A 17041-nucleotide genomic window follows, 5' to 3' on the forward strand; every position below is an offset into this window, starting at 1 on the left:
CGGGGCTCCGGCGCGCCGTGCCCCGCACCCCTCCCACCCACCGATCCGGAAAGAGTGAACCACCATGTCCCGTCGCCGCGCCCACATCGCCATGGTCGGCATCCCCGCCGTCAGCCACGTGCGGCCCAGCCTCGACGTCATCCGCGAGCTGGTGGCCCGCGGCCACCGGGTGACCTACGCCAACGACCCCTCGGTGGCGGAGCTGATCGAACCCACCGGCGCCGAGCTGGTCCCGTGTCCGTCCGGGCTGCCGGTCGCCGACAACGACTGGCCCGACGACCCCATCGCCGCGATGGGCCTCTTCCTCGACGACGCGGTCCGGGCACTCCCCGGGCTGCGGACCGTCTACGACCGCGACCCCGCGGACCTGTACCTGTACGACATCGGCGCCTACGCCGCACGCGCCCTCGCCGAGGCGCAGGGCCGGCCGCTGCTGCAGCTCTCCCCCGCCTTCGTGGCCTGGGACGGCTACGACGAGGAGGTGGCGGCGCCCCTGTGGCAGCTGCCGGGCGCCGACGCCTACCGGGAGAAGTTCGCGCGGTGGCTGGCCGGCTGCGGGGCCTCCACGACCGACGTGGACGCCTTCTCCAGCCGTCCCCCGCACACCCTGGCGCTGATCCCCCGGGCGATGCAGCCGCACGCCGACCGGGTCCGCACCGACACGGTGACGTTCGTCGGCCCCTGCTTCGACGTTCGGGCGGACGACGGCCGCTGGACCCGCCCGACGGACGCGGAGCGGGTACTGCTGATCTCCCTGGGATCGGCGTACACCCGTCAGCCGGAGTTCTACCGGACGTGCCTGGCGGCCTTCGGCGACCTGCCCGGCTGGCACGTGGTGCTCCAGATCGGCCGGCACACCGACCCGCGGGAACTCGGCACCATCCCGTCCAACGTGGAGGTCCACCCCTGGGTTCCGCAGCGGGCGATCCTGGCGCAGGCGGACGCCTTCGTCACCCACGCCGGCATGGGCGGCTGCGGTGAGGGACTGCTCGCCGGCGTCCCGATGATCGCCGTGCCGCAGGCCGTCGACCAGTTCATGAACGCCGACCGGCTGGTGGAGCTGGGCGTGGCCCGCCGCATCGACACCGCGGAGGCCACCGCGGAGAACCTCCGCGCCGCCCTGACCGCACTGGCCGGCGACCCCGAGGTGGCCCGCCGCTCGGCACTGCTGCGTACCGAGGCCCGCGCGGAGGGCGGGACCCCGCGCGCCGCCGACCTCATCGAGGAACTGCTGGACTGAGATGTGCCCACCACCGGCCGCGGCGGCGGTGGGCGGGACGTAGCCCCCCGCCGGCCGCGGGCCCCGGCCCGCGGCAACCGGGCGGGAAGAGTGGCACCGCCGGCTCCCGGAGGGGTGCGGGTACCCGACGACGAGGAGGACGGTGTGGAGCCGGTGGAACTCAGCCGGGCGGTCGCGGCAGGGCGGGCGACCGCTGCCGGGCTGGGCCTTCCGGTCCGCGACGTGGACGTCGTCCACAACTCGGACCGCGTCGCGCTGCGCCTGTCCCCCTGCGAGGTGCTGGCCCGGGTCGCCCCGATGGGGCAACTGGCCGACGCGGCGTTCGAGGTGGAGGTCGGCCGCCGGCTCGCCGATACCGACGCTCCGGTGGCCGGGCCGGACCCCCGGGTGGAACCGCGGGTCTTCGTGCGGGACACCTTCGCCGTCACGCTCTGGACCTACCACGAACCCGTCGCGGCTCCGATCACGCCGGCCGACTACGCGGACGTGCTCGGGCGGCACCACGCCGCCCTGCGCCACGTCGACCTGCGCGCACCGCACCTCACCGACCGCGTCGCCGCGGCCCTGCGGGAGGTGAACGACCGGGAGCGCTCGCCCGAACTGTCCGAGGCCGACCGTGAACTCCTCGGCGGCACCCTCGCCGGGCTGGGCGCCGCTATCGGCACCGGGAGCGCCGGCGAACAGCTGCTGCACGGCGAACCGCTCCCGGGCAACCTCATCGCCACCCGGCGCGGGCCGCTCCTCGTGGACCTCGCCACCTGCTGCCGCGGGCCGGTCGAGTTCGACCTCGCCCATGCGCCCGAGGAGGCGGAAAGGCACTACGAGGGGGCCGACCACGGCCTGACGGACCGGTGCCGCGCCCTGAACTGGGCGATGTTCTCGGCCTGGCGCTGGCGCCGGGCCGACCGGATGCCGGACCGGGACCACTGGAGGGTGGCGGGGCTCCGTCGGATGCGTGCGGCACTCGACCGCTGCGGGCCGACCTGACCGCACCGGTCGGCGGCGCGCGGCCGCCCCCGGCGGGCGCGGTCACCGGGACGCGACGGACGCCCGGACGCCCGGGCAGGCGGGCAGGCGGGCAGGCGGGCAGGCGGGCAGGCGGGCCACGGAGCCCGGACGGGCGGCCACATCGGCAATCCCCCGGACGAGTGACGGGCGGTGTTCGAATACCCGCACCGTCCGACCGGCCGCGTCACACACGGCCTCCATCCCTGAAGTGAATATCTGTTCGACGTTTCACCTGATCGAGAGCGTTACGCGACCCGTTCGGGCGCCGTTATTAGAGCACCAGTACCCCTTCAGCCCGCTTGGAGGACGTCAGTGCACCCCGGAGCCACCCCCGCAGCCTCACCTCAGGAAATCGAACAAAGCCCCCCGGACGACCGTGGTGTCCCGCGTGCCGTGCGTCGTGTTGACCCGCCGCGGCTCACCCTTCGCCGCACCCCTCACCGCCACACCCCGCACCGCGCCCCGGCCGGCCATGAGGTCCGCCGGCCGGGCGGCGCGGCCCGCCCGGCCGGCCGGTGGCCGTCATGACCGGCGCCGCCCGGGACACCGGGCCGGGCAGTGACCGGGCGTCCTCCCGGCCGTCCGGGTCCGAGCAGCTGCTGTTCGGCGGCGAGCTCGCCTACGACCAGGGCTGGAGCCAGCACCACGGGGCGTGGCTGAGGCTGGGCCTGCGGTCGATGGCGGCGGCGATCCCCCGCCAGGTGGGGATCGCGGTACGGCTGGCCCACCGGGCCGACCGCCGGGCCCTGTACACCGTGGCGGCCGGCGAGTTCGGACGCGGCGTCACCCAGGCGGTCTCGCTGGTGGCGGTGAACGCCCTGCTCGTGGAGTTGCTGGCGCAGGGCAGCACCACCGAGCGGCTGCGGGCGGCGCTGCCCTCGCTGGTGGTCGTGGCCGTCCTCTCGGTGATCGGGTCGGTGCTGAAGTCGGTCTCCGCGGCGGCGACCGGGATCCTCCAGCCGAAGGTCCAGCGGGTGGCCACCGAGCGGTACCTGGCGCTGGTGGCGAGGGTGGAGCTGGAGGCGATCGAGGACGACGCCTTCCACAAGCTGATGGACTCGGCCCAGTGGGGCGCCGACTCCGCCCGCCGGATGGTGGGTTACTGCACGGCCGTGGTCACCTCGGTGATCTCCCTGGTGGCTGCGGCCGGGGTGCTCACCGTCCTGCACCCGGTGCTGCTGCCGCTGCTGGTGGCCATGGCGCTGCCCAGCGCCTGGAGCTCCCTGACCATGGCCCGCCACCGGTACGTGAGCTGGCACCGGTTCGCCCAGCACGCCCGCGCCGCGCAGTTGCTGGGCCGGCTGCTGATCGACCAGCAGGCCGCCGGCGAGGTGCGCGTCCACGACGTCGGACCGTTCCTGCTGGGGCACTTCCGCGGCATGGCGGACACCAACGAGCGGGAGCAGACCCGGCTGGCGTGGGCCGGCGCCCGCACCGGGCTCGCCGCCGACGCGGCCCGGGGCGTGGCGACGGTGCTCACCTACGGGGTGCTCGGACTGCTGCTGTGGCACGGGCACATGGAGCTGGCGGTGGGCGGCACCGCCGTGCTGGCCATCCGCTCCGGTTCGGCGAGCATCACCGACCTGGTGCTCAAGATCACCGACCTCCAGGAGGAGTCGCTGTTCGTGGGCGATCTGGAGACGCTGTGCGTCGAGGCGGAGCGCCGCGCCATCCCCGCCACCGGCCGCGACGTGCCGGAGCAGGTCGACCAGATCCGGTTCGACAACGTCACCTTCACCTACCCGGGCGCCCCGGAACCGTCCCTGCGCGGGGTGGATCTGGTCATCCCCCGGGGCAGCACGGTCGCCCTGGTCGGGCGGAACGGCTCGGGCAAGTCCACCGTCACCAAGCTGCTGTGCGGGCTGTACCTGCCGGACGACGGGCGGGTGGTGTGGGGGGACGTGGACACGGCCGAGGCGCGGCGCACCCAGATCTTCGACCGGATCGCGATGGTCGCCCAGAACTTCCACCGCTGGCCCTTCACCGCGCGGGTGAACATCGGCATCGGCCGCCCGGGTGCTCCGATCGGCGAGGAGGCGGTGGACGCCGCCGCCGCGTACGCCGGGGCGGACGAGGTCATCGCCGCCCTCCCCCGCGGCAAGGACACGCTGCTGGCCCGCGGGTACCGGGGTGGGCAGGAGATCTCCGGCGGCCAGTGGCAGAAGATCGGGCTGGCCCGCGCCCGCTACCGCGACGGCCGGGTGCTCATCGTCGACGAGCCGACCAGCGCCCTCGACCCGGCCGCCGAGCAGCGGGTCTTCGACCAGATCCACCGCCTGGCGGGCAGCGGGCAGACCACCGTCCTGGTCACCCACCGCCTCCACAGCGTCCGCCAGGCGGATCTCATCTACGTCCTGGACGAGGGCCGGGTCGTCGAGCACGGCACCTTCGACCAGCTCATGGACCCGGCGACCGGGGTTGGGCTCTTCCGCGAGGCGTACGAACTCCAGGCGCGCCAGTTCCGCACCCCGCCCGTCCCCGGCCAGCGGGACGGGACCGCGGCGTTCACCTCCGAGGGGCAGACGGCACCGTGACCGCGGCGGGGCGGGGGCCGGACACGGGCGGTCCGGCCCCCGCCTCGCCGACCGGACCGCCCGTGTCCGGGACCCGCCGCTGCCCCTCCCGGGCGCGACCAGAAACAGTACGAAAGCGGCAGAAACCGGGGCAAAAATTTAATGGAATGGCCTGAGAAAGCCTGGGTAGGCGTCGGGGCACCGAGTTGAAAGACCGTGGGGGACGAGATGCAGGGGGTCACGACATGACAGTCGAAGCAACGGCGACCGCAGCCGTGACGGTGGACGAGGGCTTCGGGCAGCTGCCGCAGATCGAGGAGCCGGCCAAGCTGGCCCCGGGCGACGCCCGTTCACTGTCGAAGGTCTTCTTCGACCGGCTGGCCGTCCTGGAGGAGGGCACGGCCGAGTACCAGTACGCCCGTAACACCCTCATCGAGATGAACATGTCCCTCGTCCGCTACGCCGCCGGGCGCTTCCGGCACCGTGGCGCCGAGGAGATGGAGGACATCGTCCAGGTCGGCATGATCGGCCTGATCAAGGCGATCGACCGGTTCGACCTGTCGCGTGAGGTGGAGTTCACCACCTTCGCCGTGCCCTACATCGTGGGTGAGATCAAGCGGTTCTTCCGGGACACCAGCTGGTCGGTGCACGTGCCGCGCCGGCTGCAGGAGGCCCGCGTGGAACTCGCCAAGGCCACCGACGAGCTGGCGTCCCGCCTGGGCCGGTCCCCGACGGTGGCCGAGCTGGCGCAGCTGATGAACCTCAGCGAGGAGGAGGTCATCGAGGCCCGGATCGCCGCCAACGGTTACAACACCGCCTCCCTGGACGCCACCATCGGCGGTGACGACGACGACCGCGACGCGGCCCTCGCCGACTTCATCGGCGCCGAGGAGCCGGCGATGGACCTGATCGACGACCTGGACGCGCTGGCGCCGCTCGTCGCCGAACTCGACGAGCGCGAGCGGTGGATCCTCCACCTGCGGTTCGTCGAGGAGCTGACCCAGTCCGAGATCGGCGAGCGGATCGGCGTCTCCCAGATGCACGTCTCCCGGCTGCTCTCCCGCATCCTCAAGCGGCTCCGCCAGGGCATGCTGGCCGACGCCTGACACCCGGCCCCGGCCCCGACGACTCCCTCGGCCGGCCGCCCGCGGCATCGCACGCGCGGGCGGCCGGCCGACGTGTGAAGGGCCACCCCCGGACCTGGACGGCCGCGGCACCGACGCGTGGACGGCCGGGCCGGGGCATGGGAGGCCGCGGCACGGACCCGTGGGCGGCCGGGTGCCGGCGCCCGGTCAGCCGCGCCGGGTCACGGCGGCGTCGAGCAGCGGGGTAAGTTCCTCGGCCACGGTGGTGAGCGCGCGGATGTCCCGTTCGGCGCGGGCGATGACGATGGCCCCCTCCAACGCGCTGACCATCAGGGTGGCCAGGGAGCCGGCCCGCGCCGCCGGCACCCCCATCCCGGCCAGTGCCTCGGCCACCGGCCGGGTCCAGCTGCCGAAGGCGGATGCCGCCGCGTCCCGGACGGAGTCGGCGTCCGCGCAGTCCACGGTGGCGGCCACGACGGGGCACCCGCCGTGGAAGCCGCCGGCGGTGAACTCGTCGGTCCACTGCCGGACCATCGCGGCGAAGAGCCTGCCGGGGGTGGGCTCCGGCAGTTCCGACAGGAAGCGGGCCACACGCTTGGCCGCGTACCGGCCCGCCCAGGCCACGGCCTCGTTGACCAGCTGTTCCTTGCCGCGCGGAAAGTAGTGCTGGAGGGAGCCGCGGGGTGCCCGGGCATGCGCGGCCACGTCCCGCATGCCGGTGGCGGTGACCCCGTTGCGGCGGATCAGCTGAGCGGCGCTGAACACCATCCGCTCCCGCGGCCCCCCGTTCGCTCCCCGCCATCCCCGGCCACCTCCCGTGCCACCGCCGCTGTCCGGCCTGCCGCCGGCCCCGGGCGCCGTATCAGCTTATCGACACGGAACATCCCGCCCTCCGGTACGCGCCCCCTCCCCCACCTCTATGACAGACGTCATAACAGCGGCTACCATGACGCCCGTCATAGCGGTGCGGCGAACCCGGATCGGGCGGTGCGTCATGAACGTGGGTTTCATCGGCCTGGGCGTGATGGGGCAGCCCATGGCGCTCAACCTGGCGCGGTCGGGCACGCCGCTGGTGGTGTGGAACCGCACCGCCGACCGGTGCGAGCCGCTGCGCGCGGCCGGCGCCGCGGTCGCCGACGGTCCGGACGCGGTGTTCGCCCGCTGCCGCGTGGTCTTCCTCATGCTGGCCGACGACGACGCCACCGACCGGGTCCTCGGCCGGGGTACGCCGGCCTTCCGGCGGCGGGTCGCCGGGCGCACCGTGGTGAACATGGGCACCGCGGCGCCACCGTACGCGCGCCACCTGGAAGCGGATCTCCGTGCCGCCGGCGGTGCCTACGCGGAAGCCCCGGTGTCGGGGTCCCGGGTGCCCGCCGAGTCCGGGGAGCTGGTGGCCCTGCTCGCCGGTGACCCGGCGGCGGTCGCCGAGGTGCGCCCGCTGCTGCGGCCGATGTGCCGGGAGGTCTTCGACTGCGGACCGGCGCCCGGCGCGCTGCTGATGAAGCTCGCCGTCAACCTCTTCCTGATCACCACGGTCACCGGTCTGACCGAGGCCTTCCACTTCGCCGGCCGGCACGGGCTGGACCACCGGCAGTTCCTCGACGTGCTCGACGCGGGCCCGATGGCCAGCGCGGTCACCCGGATGAAGGCCCCCAAACTGCTGGCCGGGGACTTCGGTGTCCAGGCCGCCGCCCGCGACGTGCTGAAGAACAACCGGCTCATCGCCGCCGCGGCGCGGGAGTCGGGGGTCTCCTCGCCCGTGCTCGACGCCTGCCACGCCCTGTTCGAGGAGACCGTGGCGCTGGGGCACGGGGATCAGGACATGGTGGCGGTGGTCCGTGCGCTGGAGGCCCGTACGAACGCCCTCCCCCGCCCCGCGGCGGCCGGCCCCCCGTGATGCGGGGGTGGCGGCTGCGTTCGAAGGCCCCGAGGACCCGGCCGCCGGCCTCCCTCCGGGGCCGCTAACGGTCCGTCCCGGCGGAAACGTTGAGTGCCCCCGTCCCGGCGGAACGCCGAGCGCCGGCGGGCGGTGAACCGGCGGCGCCCTCCCGACCCCGGGCCGGACCGGCCGGATGCCCCCACCGGGCCCCCGGCCCGGGCCGCCGGGCCCGGCTCCCCCGCGATCCCGGCCGCGAACCGGGTCAGACGGCGAGCCTGGCCAGGGCCCACAGGATGACGAGGTCGAGCGTCATCACACTGATGGACCACAGCGGGTAGTACGGGATGAACATGAACTGGGTGATCAGGCTGACCGCCGCGAGCACCAGCCCGGCGCCCCGTCCCCAGGTCACCTCCCGCAGCACGGCGATGCCGCCGAGGAGCAGCGCGACGCCCACGACGAGGTGGATCCAGCCCCAGGCGGGGAGGTCGAAGCGGTACTCGTAGTGCCGCGGTACGCCGTAGAGGTGGTCGCGGGCGATACCGGTGATGCCCTAGAGAACGCTCAGCACCCCGCTGAGGATCAGCGCCACTCCGAGGAACCTCGCCGGTCCGGTCAGCGCCCCTTCGTTCCGGGAGCCTGCGGTGTCCTGTCGTGGCACGGCACCGGGCATGTCCGCCATGGTGCTCCCCTTTCCTCGTGGTGCGGTCGTCTCCGCGCCCGCGTGGCGCCCGGGCGGGCACCGGCTTCCCCACGGTCACAGCGTGGCCCCGCGGCCCCCGCCCGGCGACCGCACCGGACCCGTCCGGGTGACCCGGCGCGAGGCGGTGCCCCGGCGCGGTGCGCCGACCCGGACGGCGGCGGTGCGGCACGCGGGGGTCGGCACGCCGTCCGCGACCCGGCCGTCACTGTGCGGCGACCGCCTCTGCGGCCGCCCGGACGACCTCCTCGGTGACCGGCGCGGCGTTCACCGTCGCCCCCCGCTCGTCCGGTTGCAGGGGTTCGAGCGTCGCCAGCTGCGAGTCGAGCAGTTCCTCGGGCATGAAGTGGCCGGTGCGGCCGCGCAGCCTCTCCGCGAGCAGCGCCCGGTCGGCCGTGAGGTGGAGGAAGAGCACCGGGGGGCACGCCGACCTCAGCGTGTCCCGGTACCGCCGCCGCAGCGCGGAACAGGCCATCACTCCCCCGCTGCCGTCGGCCTCGCGGTCGCCCAGCCAGCGTCCGACGGCCTCCAGCCACGACCGGCGGTCCCGGTCGTCCAGCGGGACGCCCGAGGCCATCTTGCGGATGTTGCCGGGCGGGTGGAAGTCGTCGGCCTCCGCGAACGGCAGGCCCAGCCGGCCGGCCAGCAGCCGGCTGACGGTGGACTTGCCCGCTCCGGACACGCCGAAGACCACGACGCACGGCGGGCCGCTTCCGGGGTGGTGGGTCATCGGGCCTCCTGCGATGCCTGCGCGCGGCCGTCGGGTGCGTCCCGCCGCCGGGGCGGGGCACCGGTCAGGAGCCGCCCGGCCGGACCGTCTCCGGGTGCAACAGTTCGTCCCGCCGCTCCGGTGCGGGGTGCCTCGGCGGCGGCCCGTCGGAGCCGGCCGGGTACTCCTCCATGGGCACCAGGTCCCGGTCCCAGGCGGACAGCACCGGTTCGACGACGCGCCACGCCTCCTCGGCCTCGTCGCCGCGGATGGACAGCACGGGGTCACCGGCGAGGACGTCCAGCAGCAGGCGTCCGTAGGCCGGCAGGGCGGGCGGGGCCATCTCCGCGGTCAGGGACAGCGGAGCGAGGTGCTCGGCGCGCGAGCCGGTGGCCATGATGTCCAGGCTCAGGTTCTCCGGCTCCAGCCCGAACCGCAGCACGTTGGGCCGGACGTCCTTGTCCTGTCCGAACGGCAGGTGCGGGACGGAGCGGAAGCGCACCGCGACCTCCTTGCGGTCCCGGCCGAGGGCCTTGCCGGTGCGCAGGCGGAACCGGGTACCGGTCCACCGCCAGCTGTCCAGCTCCAGCTCGATCTCGGCGTAGGTCTCGGTCCGGCGCCCGGCTTCGACCTCCTCCTCGTCGACGTAGTCGGGGACGTCACGGCCGCCGCACCGGCCGGCGGTGTAGCGGGCGCGTCGGGTGCGGTGCGCCACGTCGTAGTCGGTCAGCGGCCGCACCGACCGCAGCACGTCGAGCTTCCGGTCCCGCAGGTCCCGTTCGCCCAGCGTGAGCGGCGGTTCCATGGCCACCAGGCACAGCAGTTGCAGCAGGTGGTTCTGGACCATGTCCTTCAGGGCGCCCACGTGGTCGTAGTAGCCGGCCCTCCCCTCCAGGGCGAGGGTCTCGTCCCAGACGATCTCCACCTCGGCGATGTGCGTGCTGTTCCAGATGGGTTCCAGCACCCGGTTGGCGAGTCTGCTGCCCAGGACGTTCTGGACGGTGGTCATGGCCAGGAAGTGGTCCACCCGGAACACGGCGCGCTCGGGGACCAGGTCGGCCAGCAGCCGGTTGAGCTCCACCGCGCCGGCCAGGTCCTCGCCGAAGGGCTTCTCCAGGACGATACGGCTGCCCGGCGGCAGTCCGGCCCGGTGCAGCGCGGTCACCGTGGCGGGGAAGACGGACGGGGGGAGGGCGAGGTACACGGCGACCGGGTCGTCGCCGGCGACCACCGCGGCCACCTCCGCGGCCTCGGTGACGTCGGCCTTCCGGTAGTCGGTCACCGCCGTGACGGCCCGTCGCGCGTCGGCCGGGAGGCCGGCGCCGTGGCGTTCGAGCTGGGCGGCGGTCCAGTCCCGGTACCGCGGCCCGTCCCAGTCCTCCCGGCCGGCGCCGGTCAGCGTGAACCGGTCGTCGAGGTGGCCCCCTGCGCGCAGCGCGGCCAGCGCCGGCAGCAGGTACCGGCCGGTGAGGTCGCCGGTGGCGCCGAAGACGGCGAGTCTCCGGATCGTCATCGTGCGCCGCCTTTCGCCCGTGCCAGGTTCACGCCGCTGGCGATGATCCCGATGTGGCTGAACGCCTGGGGGAAGTTGCCCATGAATGCTCCGGTGGTGGGGTCGATCTGCTCCGACAGCAGGCCCAGCGGGCTCGTCCGTCCGCACAGCGACGTGTACAGTTCCTCGGCCTCCTCCAGCCGGCCCTGGCCGACCAGGTTGTCCACCATCCAGAAGCTGCACAGGACGAAGGCCCCCTCGTCGCCCGCCAGGCCGTCGGGGTGCTCGTCGTGCAGGTAGCGGTGGAGCAGCCCGCCGCCGGCCGAGAGGCGCTCGGCGACGGCCCGGGTGGTGGCCACCATGCGGGGGTGGTCGGCCGGCACGACGTGCCGCAGCGGCAGGTTCAGCAGGCTGGCGTCGACGACGCCGCCGCCGTCCAGGTACACGCTCAGGGTCCGCGCGTCCTCGTCCCAGGAGCCTTCCAGGATCAGGTCGCGCAGCCGGTCGGCCCCGGCGCGCCAGCGGTCGGCGTCGCCGGGCAGCCCGATCCGTCCGGCGATCTGCCCCGCCCGGTCCAGGGCCACCTGGCACAGCGCGGCGGAGTAGGTGAACGGGCGGCCCTCCCCGCGGATCTCCCAGATGCCCTGGTCGGGGTCGCGCCAGGCGTCCTGGGCGGTGTCGGCGAGCCGGGCCAGGCTCGCCCACATGGCGGGCTGGATCTCACCGCCGCGGCGCAGCCACTGGTCGGCGCAGTCCAGGATCTCGCCGTACACGTCGTGCTGGCGCTGGTCGGTCGCGCCGTTGCCCCACCGGACGGGTGCGGAGCCGCGGTAGCCCTCCAGCTCGCCGTCCGCGATCTCGTCCGGTACCGGGCTGCCGTCCAGGGTGTACATGATGCGGGGGTGGCGGCTGCGTTCGAAGGCGTCGAGGACCCAGCCGAGGAAGGCGTCCGCCTCGCCGTCGAAGCCGATGCGGCGCAGCGCGAAGACCGCGAACGCCGCGTCGCGGATCCAGGCGTAGCGGTAGTCCCAGTTCCGGACCCCGCCGACCGGTGCGGGCAGCGAGGAGGTGGGCGCCGCGGTGAGGGCCCCGCTGGCCCAGTCGTCGCACATCTTCAAGGTGATCGCGGCTCGTCTGACCAGGGGTTCCTGCGGCCCGGCGTAGTGGCAGGCGCGCATCCACCGCTGCCAGGCGTCCGCCGTCTGGCGCAGCATGGCGTCGGGGTCGAAGCGGTGGTGGCGGTGGAAGCGCCCCCAGGACAGCACCAGGTCCAGGCGGTCGCCGCGGCGCAGCTCGTGCGTGGTGCGGGTGCCGCTCAGGGGCTGGTTGGAGCGCAGGTGGAGCCGGAGGTCCGGCCGGCGGGCGGGGCGCACCTCCACTCCGCTGTACAGGGGCTGGGCGTGCCCGCCGCCGTAGGGTTCCAGTTCCACCCGCAGCCGTACCTCGCCCTCCAGGACCACGGCGGAGCGGACGAGTTCCCGGCGGCTGGAGGGGGCGTCGTCGGAGAGGTCGGCCCCGGAGCGCAGGACCAGCGCGTCGGTGACGCGTACCAGGCCGGTGCGGCTGCGCAGTTCGGTGTGCAGGACGCCGGTGTCGGGCTCGTACCGCTGCCGCGCCTCGGTCAGGTCCTCCGGTGCCACGGTGAAGTGGCCGCCGCGCGCGTGGTCGAGCAGGGCGCAGAAGACCGGTTCGGAGTCGAACCGGGGCAGGCACATCCACGGAATGGTGCCGTCGAGGCCGACGAGCGCCGCGGTGGTGCCGTCGCCGATGAGGCCGAGGTCCTCCAGCGGCGGGTAGCCGTCCACCGTGCGCACCGGCCGGAACGGCGGGTCGGGGTCATGCATGCCGCTTCGCTCCCTTCCACGCCTGGTGCCGCGTCCGCGGCCGGTGCCCGGGGGGCGCTCCCCGGGGCCGGGTACGCCGTCGGGCGGGCCGCTCGGGGGCCGCCGGCGGAGGCGGGCCGTCGGGGTCCTGGTCCGCGGCACGGGCCGCTGTCTAGAAGGTGATGAGCACCTTGATGACGTCCTCCAGCTTCTGGTCCGACACCTCGAAAGCCCGTTCCATGTCGTCGAAGGAGAACCGGTGGGTCGTCATCCGGGTGGGGTCGATCCGGCCGGTGGCCAGCACGCGCAGCAGGCGCTCCATCCGCAGCCGCCCACCGGGGCACAGGCCGGTGCGGATCGTCTTGTCGGCCATGCCCACGCCCCAGGCCAGCCGGGGGATGCCGATGAACTCGCCGGAGCCGAAGTAGCCGATGTTGGAGATCGTGCCGCCCGGCTTGGTGATCGTGACGGCGGTCCGGAAGGTGATGTCCGCGCCGAGCGCCTCGATCGCCGTGTCCACGCCCTGGCCGTCCGTCAGCTCCTGGACGCGCTCGGCGACGTCCTCGCGGCTGAAGTCGATGATCTCGTCGGCGCCGTAGAAGCGCGCGAGTTCCTGCCGACGGGGGACCGACTCGATCCCGATGATCAGGCCGGCACCCCGGAGCCTGGCCCCGGCGGTGGCCATCAGACCCACCGGCCCCTGGGCGAGGACGGCCACGGTCCCGCCCATCGGGATGTTTCCGTGCTCGGCGCCCAAGAATCCGGTGGACAGCATGTCGGCACAGTAGACGGCCGCCTCGTCGGGGATGTCGTCCGGGATCTTGGCGAGATTGGCGTCGGCGTCCCCGACGCGGAAATGTTCGGCGAACACGCCGTCTTCGAGATTCGCGAATCTGAATCCGCCCAGCGGCCCGCCCGACTGGGACGGGTAGCCGTTCTGCGAGGCCAGGTCGCCCCAGTCCGGGGTGATGGCGCCGACCAGTACGCGGTCGCCCGGGCGGAAGTCACGCACCTCGCCGCCCACCGCTTCCACGACGCCGACCGCCTCGTGTCCCAGGGTCAGGTTCTCCCGCGGCCCGATGCCGCCCGCCACGGTGTGCGAGTCGGAGGTGCAGATCAGGGCCGTCGTGGTGCGTACCAGAGCGTCCCGGTCACCGATGTCGGGGACCGGCTTCTCCATGAAGCCGACGCTGCCGATCTCCTTCATGACGAATGCCTTCACCTGCGACGTCCTCCTGTCGGATCTCCGGGGCGGCGGTTCTTCCCGGCCGGTGAGAACCGAGTCACCGGTCAGTTGTCCTCTCGACCGCCGGCACCGGGGTTCGGGACTTCGCGGAACTCCTGTTCAGATTTCCGGCGGATCGCACCGCCCGCAAGCGCTGGCCCGCGTGGTTGGTGCTTCCGGGGCAATCGCGCTCCGCACCGGACCCCTTCTCGGGGCGCGGTGATCGCCGTGCCCGCATCCCGGCCGCCCGGTGGGCTTGTGCCGCCCCGCGGGCCCGGCCAACCCGTCCGGACCCGCCGGAGTGGGCGGGTGGCACGGCCGACCGGAAGCTGGAGCCGGAGCCCGGTCGCGGTGGGCCACGGAACCGTGCCACCGCCACCGCCGAGTCGAGGAGGAACCATGGCCGAGCAGGGTGAGGACCGGGACCGCATCGTGGTCGGGGTGGACGGCTCGGAATCGTCGAAGTACGCCGTGCGCTGGGCGGTGCGTCAGGCCCAGCTGTGCGGCGGCGTGGTGGAGGCGCTCGCCGCCTGGGAGTACCCGCAGTTCCACGGGGCGCTCGGCTGGCTGCCCCCGGCGACCGTCGCCGAGGCGGCCCTGTCCGAACGGGCGCGCACGGAGCTGGTGGAGGCGGTCGAGGAGGGGGCCGCAGCCGCCGGTGGAGGTGCGGACCGAGGTGCGCTACGGCACGCCTGCCAGCGTGCTGCTCCACGCGGCCCGCGGCGCGACCCTGCTCGTGGTCGGCAGCCGGGGCCGTGGGGGCTTCGCGGGGCTGCTGCTGGGCTCGGTCGCCCAGCACTGCGCCCAGCACGCCGAGTGCCCGGTCGTCGTGGTCCGGCACGACACCCACTGAACACTGAGGACCGCGGCGGCATTGACCGACCGAGGACCACGGCGGCGGAACCCGCCGAGGACGGCGGCGGCGCGGCAGGCCGGGGCACGGGGGCGTCCGCCGGCGGGCCAGGGCCCGGTGACTGCCGGAGAGTTACGGGCGGGATGACGGCGGCCGGCGAGTCACGGCGGGTCGGCGGCTGCTCCGCCGGGACCGAACGCGACCGCCGCGACCTCACCCTGCCGCACACGCCCGCCCGCCACCGGTAAGCAGCGCACGCGGCGCACCGGGACGCGGGGCCGGTCCGATGAACACCTCCTCCCCCACCCGCGCGGCCCGCACCACCTCGGCGGCCGGCGGGAGGTGCCCCGCGCCCAGCCCGCCGCGAGACCCTTCGGCCGGTGGGCAGGGCACAGGAACTCCCGCCCCTCCGGGGTACCGTGGGTGGGCCCGGCCAGGTGCGACTCCGGCAGGTCGGGGCCCGTCCTTCCGCCGCAGCGCGGCAGGGTCCACCGCAGGAGGCCCCGGGAACCGGCCGGTGCCGGCCTGGTGAGATGCCCGAGCGTGGCCCGCGGACACGGCGTGCCGACCGGGTCCGCGGGGTGGGTGCCATTCACCTGGGCCCCGCGCCGCCCCGCGGCCGCCGGCCTCGGTCCCCCCGGCGTCCCGGCGGTGCAGCGGGCGGGAGTCACCCCGCGGTCCGCCGCGCCACCGGGGGCGGGATCCCGACGGCCACCGGCCCGGGACCATAACGCCGTCCTATCACCAGATGTCATCTTCCCGGCGCCCGGCAGGGGTCCGCATACTCCCGGGGACCGAGTTCCTCCACTTCCAAGGCACCCCCCACCCCACGGATCGGCACGTGGCCGAGCGGCCTGCGGATGAAAGCGGACTTCCCCATGACTGCATCTCGTTCCGTCCTCCCGGGCAGCGAGCCGGTGCCCGGTGGCCCCGGCGCCCGCCGTCGCGACGCGCGACCGGGCACGGCGCGGCGGACCGGTGCCGATCGGCCCCGGACCACCGGCCCGGCCGGCATCGAACGCACCGCGCACTGATGGGCGCGGGCCCACGCCCCCGCCCCCGCCGCACCGACCGCCGGTCGCGGAGCAGGCTCTCCGGGACCGGTCGCACGACCCACGGGGCGCCACCGTCCCACCCGGGACGCCGCCGCGCCTCCGTTCGACCGCACCCCTTCCCACCCCCCGACCCGTTCCGCGCGCCGATGTGGCGCCCGGACACCGGTCGCGAACCCACCCCCCCATCATGAGGAGCACAGGTGCAGATACGTACTGCCGGTCTCGGCATGGCTCTGGCGGTGACCACCGTGTTCGCGGTGGTGCCGCTCACCTCTCCGGCCTCGGCGACGACGGCGCAGCCGCGCCCCGCCGCCACCGACAGCGCGCGCAGCGCCGCGGCACCCGACGTGGACATCAGCAGGGTCCAGGGACACCTGACGCAGCTGAACCAGATCGCCCAGAGCAACGGCGGCAACCGGCGGGCCACCGGCAACGGTTACCGCCAGTCCGTCGCGTACGTGAAGGGCAAGCTTCAGGCGGCGGGCTTCACCGTCACCGAACAGACCTGCGCCTCCGGGTGCACCCCGGGAGCCGGGCCGAACCTGATCGCGGAGTGGCCCAAGGGCGACACCTCCCGGGTGTACATGTTCGGCGCGCACCTGGACGGGGTCTCCGCGGGACCCGGCATCAACGACAACGGCTCCGGGTCCGCCGCGCTGCTGGAGACCGCCCTGGTGCTGGCCCAGCAGAACCCGGCCATGCTCAACCGGGTGCGCTTCGCCTGGTGGACCGACGAGGAGCAGGGCCTGAACGGCTCGCGGTACTACGCCAACTCCCTGCCCAGCACCGAGCGTTCGAAGATCAAGGCGTACTACAACTTCGACATGATCGGGTCGGTCAACGGCGGCTACTTCATCAACAACCTCAACAGCACCGCCTCGGTGCCCATGAAGGCGTACTGGGACTCCCTGGGGCTGCGCCCGCAGGAGAACATCGAGGGGCAGGGACGCTCGGACGACTATTCGTTCCAGCGGATCGGCATCCCCACGTCCGGCTACGCCACCGGAGCCTCGGCGCGCAAGACGTCCACCGAGGCGGCCAAGTGGGGCGGCACCGCCGGGCGCGCCTACGACCCGTGCTACCACTCGTCCTGCGACACCACGAGCAACATCAACGCCACCGCGCTGAACCGCAGCGCGGACGGCATCGCCTACACGGTGTGGCACACCTCGGTGTCCGGCGGCGCCGTCACGTCGGCGCGGTGACGCCGACCGGCCGCTGACCGGGCCCCGGGCGGGCGCACCTGCGACCCGCCCGGGGCCCGTGCCCGCCCGGGTGCCGCGATACGCCCGGGGCCCGTGCCCCCCTGGCGCCGCGACCCACCCGGGTGCTGTGACCTGCCCGGGGTGTCGCGGATCGGCCGCGACGGCCGGGCCCCGGGTCCTGGCGCCCTGCATCCGGCGCCCGGAACCCGCGCGGGCCGCATTCCGCCACCCGCCGGGACTCCCGGCCGGGACCC

The 17041-nt window shown here is 74.4% G+C and carries 13 protein-coding genes and 1 pseudogene; 7 read left to right on the plus strand and 7 right to left on the minus strand.

Annotation, left to right across the window (positions count from 1 at the left end; genetic code table 11):
* The first annotated feature begins 64 nt into the window (after positions 1-64).
* The 4 genes from IHE55_RS02995 to IHE55_RS03010 all read left to right on the plus strand — a co-directional run bounded on the left by IHE55_RS02995 (position 65) and on the right by IHE55_RS03010 (position 5867).
* On the plus strand, positions 65-1240 hold the full coding sequence (locus tag IHE55_RS02995; RefSeq protein WP_197987592.1) for a macrolide family glycosyltransferase: 1176 nt from the start codon (positions 65-67) through the stop codon (positions 1238-1240).
* Between the two features lie 144 nt (positions 1241-1384).
* Positions 1385-2227, plus strand: coding sequence for an aminoglycoside phosphotransferase/kinase family protein (locus tag IHE55_RS03000; RefSeq protein ID WP_197991750.1), 843 nt, complete (start codon positions 1385-1387; stop codon positions 2225-2227).
* Between the two features lie 545 nt (positions 2228-2772).
* Positions 2773-4782, plus strand: coding sequence for an ATP-binding cassette domain-containing protein (locus IHE55_RS03005; RefSeq protein WP_197987593.1), 2010 nt, complete (start codon positions 2773-2775; stop codon positions 4780-4782).
* A 224-nt stretch (positions 4783-5006) separates the two neighbouring features.
* Positions 5007-5867 (plus strand): RNA polymerase sigma factor SigF, encoded by an 861-nt coding sequence (locus IHE55_RS03010; RefSeq protein ID WP_197987594.1) that lies wholly within the window; start codon positions 5007-5009, stop codon positions 5865-5867.
* A gap of 186 nt (positions 5868-6053) precedes the next feature.
* Here IHE55_RS03010 and IHE55_RS03015 read toward each other — a convergent pair whose 3' ends face one another.
* Positions 6054-6614: a TetR/AcrR family transcriptional regulator gene (locus IHE55_RS03015; RefSeq protein WP_197987595.1), complete on the minus strand. Its 561-nt coding sequence runs from the start codon at positions 6612-6614 to the stop codon at positions 6054-6056.
* A gap of 226 nt (positions 6615-6840) precedes the next feature.
* Here IHE55_RS03015 and IHE55_RS03020 point away from each other — a divergent pair, with 226 nt between their 5' ends.
* The gene (locus IHE55_RS03020; RefSeq protein ID WP_197991751.1) at positions 6841-7743 is read left to right on the plus strand and encodes an NAD(P)-dependent oxidoreductase; all 903 of its coding nucleotides are present in this window, start codon (positions 6841-6843) and stop codon (positions 7741-7743) included.
* A gap of 244 nt (positions 7744-7987) precedes the next feature.
* On the opposite strand, the gene IHE55_RS30655 is transcribed toward IHE55_RS03020, so the two are convergent.
* The 6 genes from IHE55_RS30655 to IHE55_RS03045 form a co-directional block, all read right to left on the minus strand.
* The gene (locus IHE55_RS30655; protein ID WP_443742616.1) at positions 7988-8275 is read right to left on the minus strand and encodes a DUF7144 family membrane protein; all 288 of its coding nucleotides are present in this window, start codon (positions 8273-8275) and stop codon (positions 7988-7990) included.
* 3 nt (positions 8276-8278) lie between these two features.
* Positions 8279-8407 carry a hypothetical protein gene (locus tag IHE55_RS32120; protein WP_269671478.1) on the minus strand — a complete coding sequence of 43 codons (129 nt, stop codon included), beginning with the start codon at positions 8405-8407 and terminating at the stop codon, positions 8279-8281.
* 223 nt (positions 8408-8630) lie between these two features.
* Positions 8631-9155 carry a gluconokinase gene (locus IHE55_RS03030; protein WP_197987596.1) on the minus strand — a complete coding sequence of 175 codons (525 nt, stop codon included), beginning with the start codon at positions 9153-9155 and terminating at the stop codon, positions 8631-8633.
* A gap of 64 nt (positions 9156-9219) precedes the next feature.
* On the minus strand, positions 9220-10647 hold the full coding sequence (locus IHE55_RS03035; protein WP_197987597.1) for a glucose-6-phosphate dehydrogenase: 1428 nt from the start codon (positions 10645-10647) through the stop codon (positions 9220-9222).
* Complete coding sequence (locus tag IHE55_RS03040) at positions 10644-12470, minus strand: glycoside hydrolase family 15 protein (protein ID WP_197987598.1); 1827 nt, start codon at positions 12468-12470, stop codon at positions 10644-10646. The genes IHE55_RS03035 and IHE55_RS03040 overlap by 4 nt, the downstream gene beginning before the upstream one ends.
* Positions 12471-12621: 151 nt before the next feature.
* On the minus strand, positions 12622-13671 hold the full coding sequence (locus IHE55_RS03045) for an NAD(P)-dependent alcohol dehydrogenase (RefSeq protein WP_197987599.1): 1050 nt from the start codon (positions 13669-13671) through the stop codon (positions 12622-12624).
* Between the two features lie 402 nt (positions 13672-14073).
* On the opposite strand from IHE55_RS03045, the pseudogene IHE55_RS03050 reads away from it, so the two are divergent.
* Both IHE55_RS03050 and IHE55_RS03055 read left to right on the plus strand, forming a co-directional pair.
* A pseudogene (locus IHE55_RS03050) lies at positions 14074-14527 on the plus strand (universal stress protein).
* A gap of 1282 nt (positions 14528-15809) precedes the next feature.
* Complete coding sequence (locus tag IHE55_RS03055; protein ID WP_197991752.1) at positions 15810-16787, plus strand: M28 family metallopeptidase; 978 nt, start codon at positions 15810-15812, stop codon at positions 16785-16787.
* The last annotated feature ends 254 nt before the right edge of the window (positions 16788-17041 follow it).

The organism is Streptomyces pactum (assembly GCF_016031615.1).
Taxonomy (GTDB): Bacteria; Actinomycetota; Actinomycetes; order Streptomycetales; family Streptomycetaceae; genus Streptomyces; species Streptomyces pactus.

What these genes read in the sequence shown, in the direction of transcription:
- IHE55_RS02995 (WP_197987592.1), top strand. Translation starts at nt 65, where the DNA reads ATGTCCCGTCGCCGCGCCCACATCGCCATGGTCGGCATCCCCGCCGTC.
- IHE55_RS03005 (WP_197987593.1), top strand. Translation starts at nt 2,773, where the DNA reads ATGACCGGCGCCGCCCGGGACACCGGGCCGGGCAGTGACCGGGCGTCC.
- IHE55_RS03010 (WP_197987594.1), top strand. Translation starts at nt 5,007, where the DNA reads ATGACAGTCGAAGCAACGGCGACCGCAGCCGTGACGGTGGACGAGGGC.
- IHE55_RS03015 (WP_197987595.1), bottom strand. Translation starts at nt 6,614, where the DNA reads ATGGTGTTCAGCGCCGCTCAGCTGATCCGCCGCAACGGGGTCACCGCC.
- IHE55_RS03020 (WP_197991751.1), top strand. Translation starts at nt 6,841, where the DNA reads ATGAACGTGGGTTTCATCGGCCTGGGCGTGATGGGGCAGCCCATGGCG.
- IHE55_RS32120 (WP_269671478.1), bottom strand. Translation starts at nt 8,407, where the DNA reads ATGGCGGACATGCCCGGTGCCGTGCCACGACAGGACACCGCAGGCTCC.
- IHE55_RS03030 (WP_197987596.1), bottom strand. Translation starts at nt 9,155, where the DNA reads ATGACCCACCACCCCGGAAGCGGCCCGCCGTGCGTCGTGGTCTTCGGC.
- IHE55_RS03035 (WP_197987597.1), bottom strand. Translation starts at nt 10,647, where the DNA reads ATGACGATCCGGAGACTCGCCGTCTTCGGCGCCACCGGCGACCTCACC.
- IHE55_RS03040 (WP_197987598.1), bottom strand. Translation starts at nt 12,470, where the DNA reads ATGCATGACCCCGACCCGCCGTTCCGGCCGGTGCGCACGGTGGACGGC.
- IHE55_RS03055 (WP_197991752.1), top strand. Translation starts at nt 15,810, where the DNA reads ATGGCTCTGGCGGTGACCACCGTGTTCGCGGTGGTGCCGCTCACCTCT.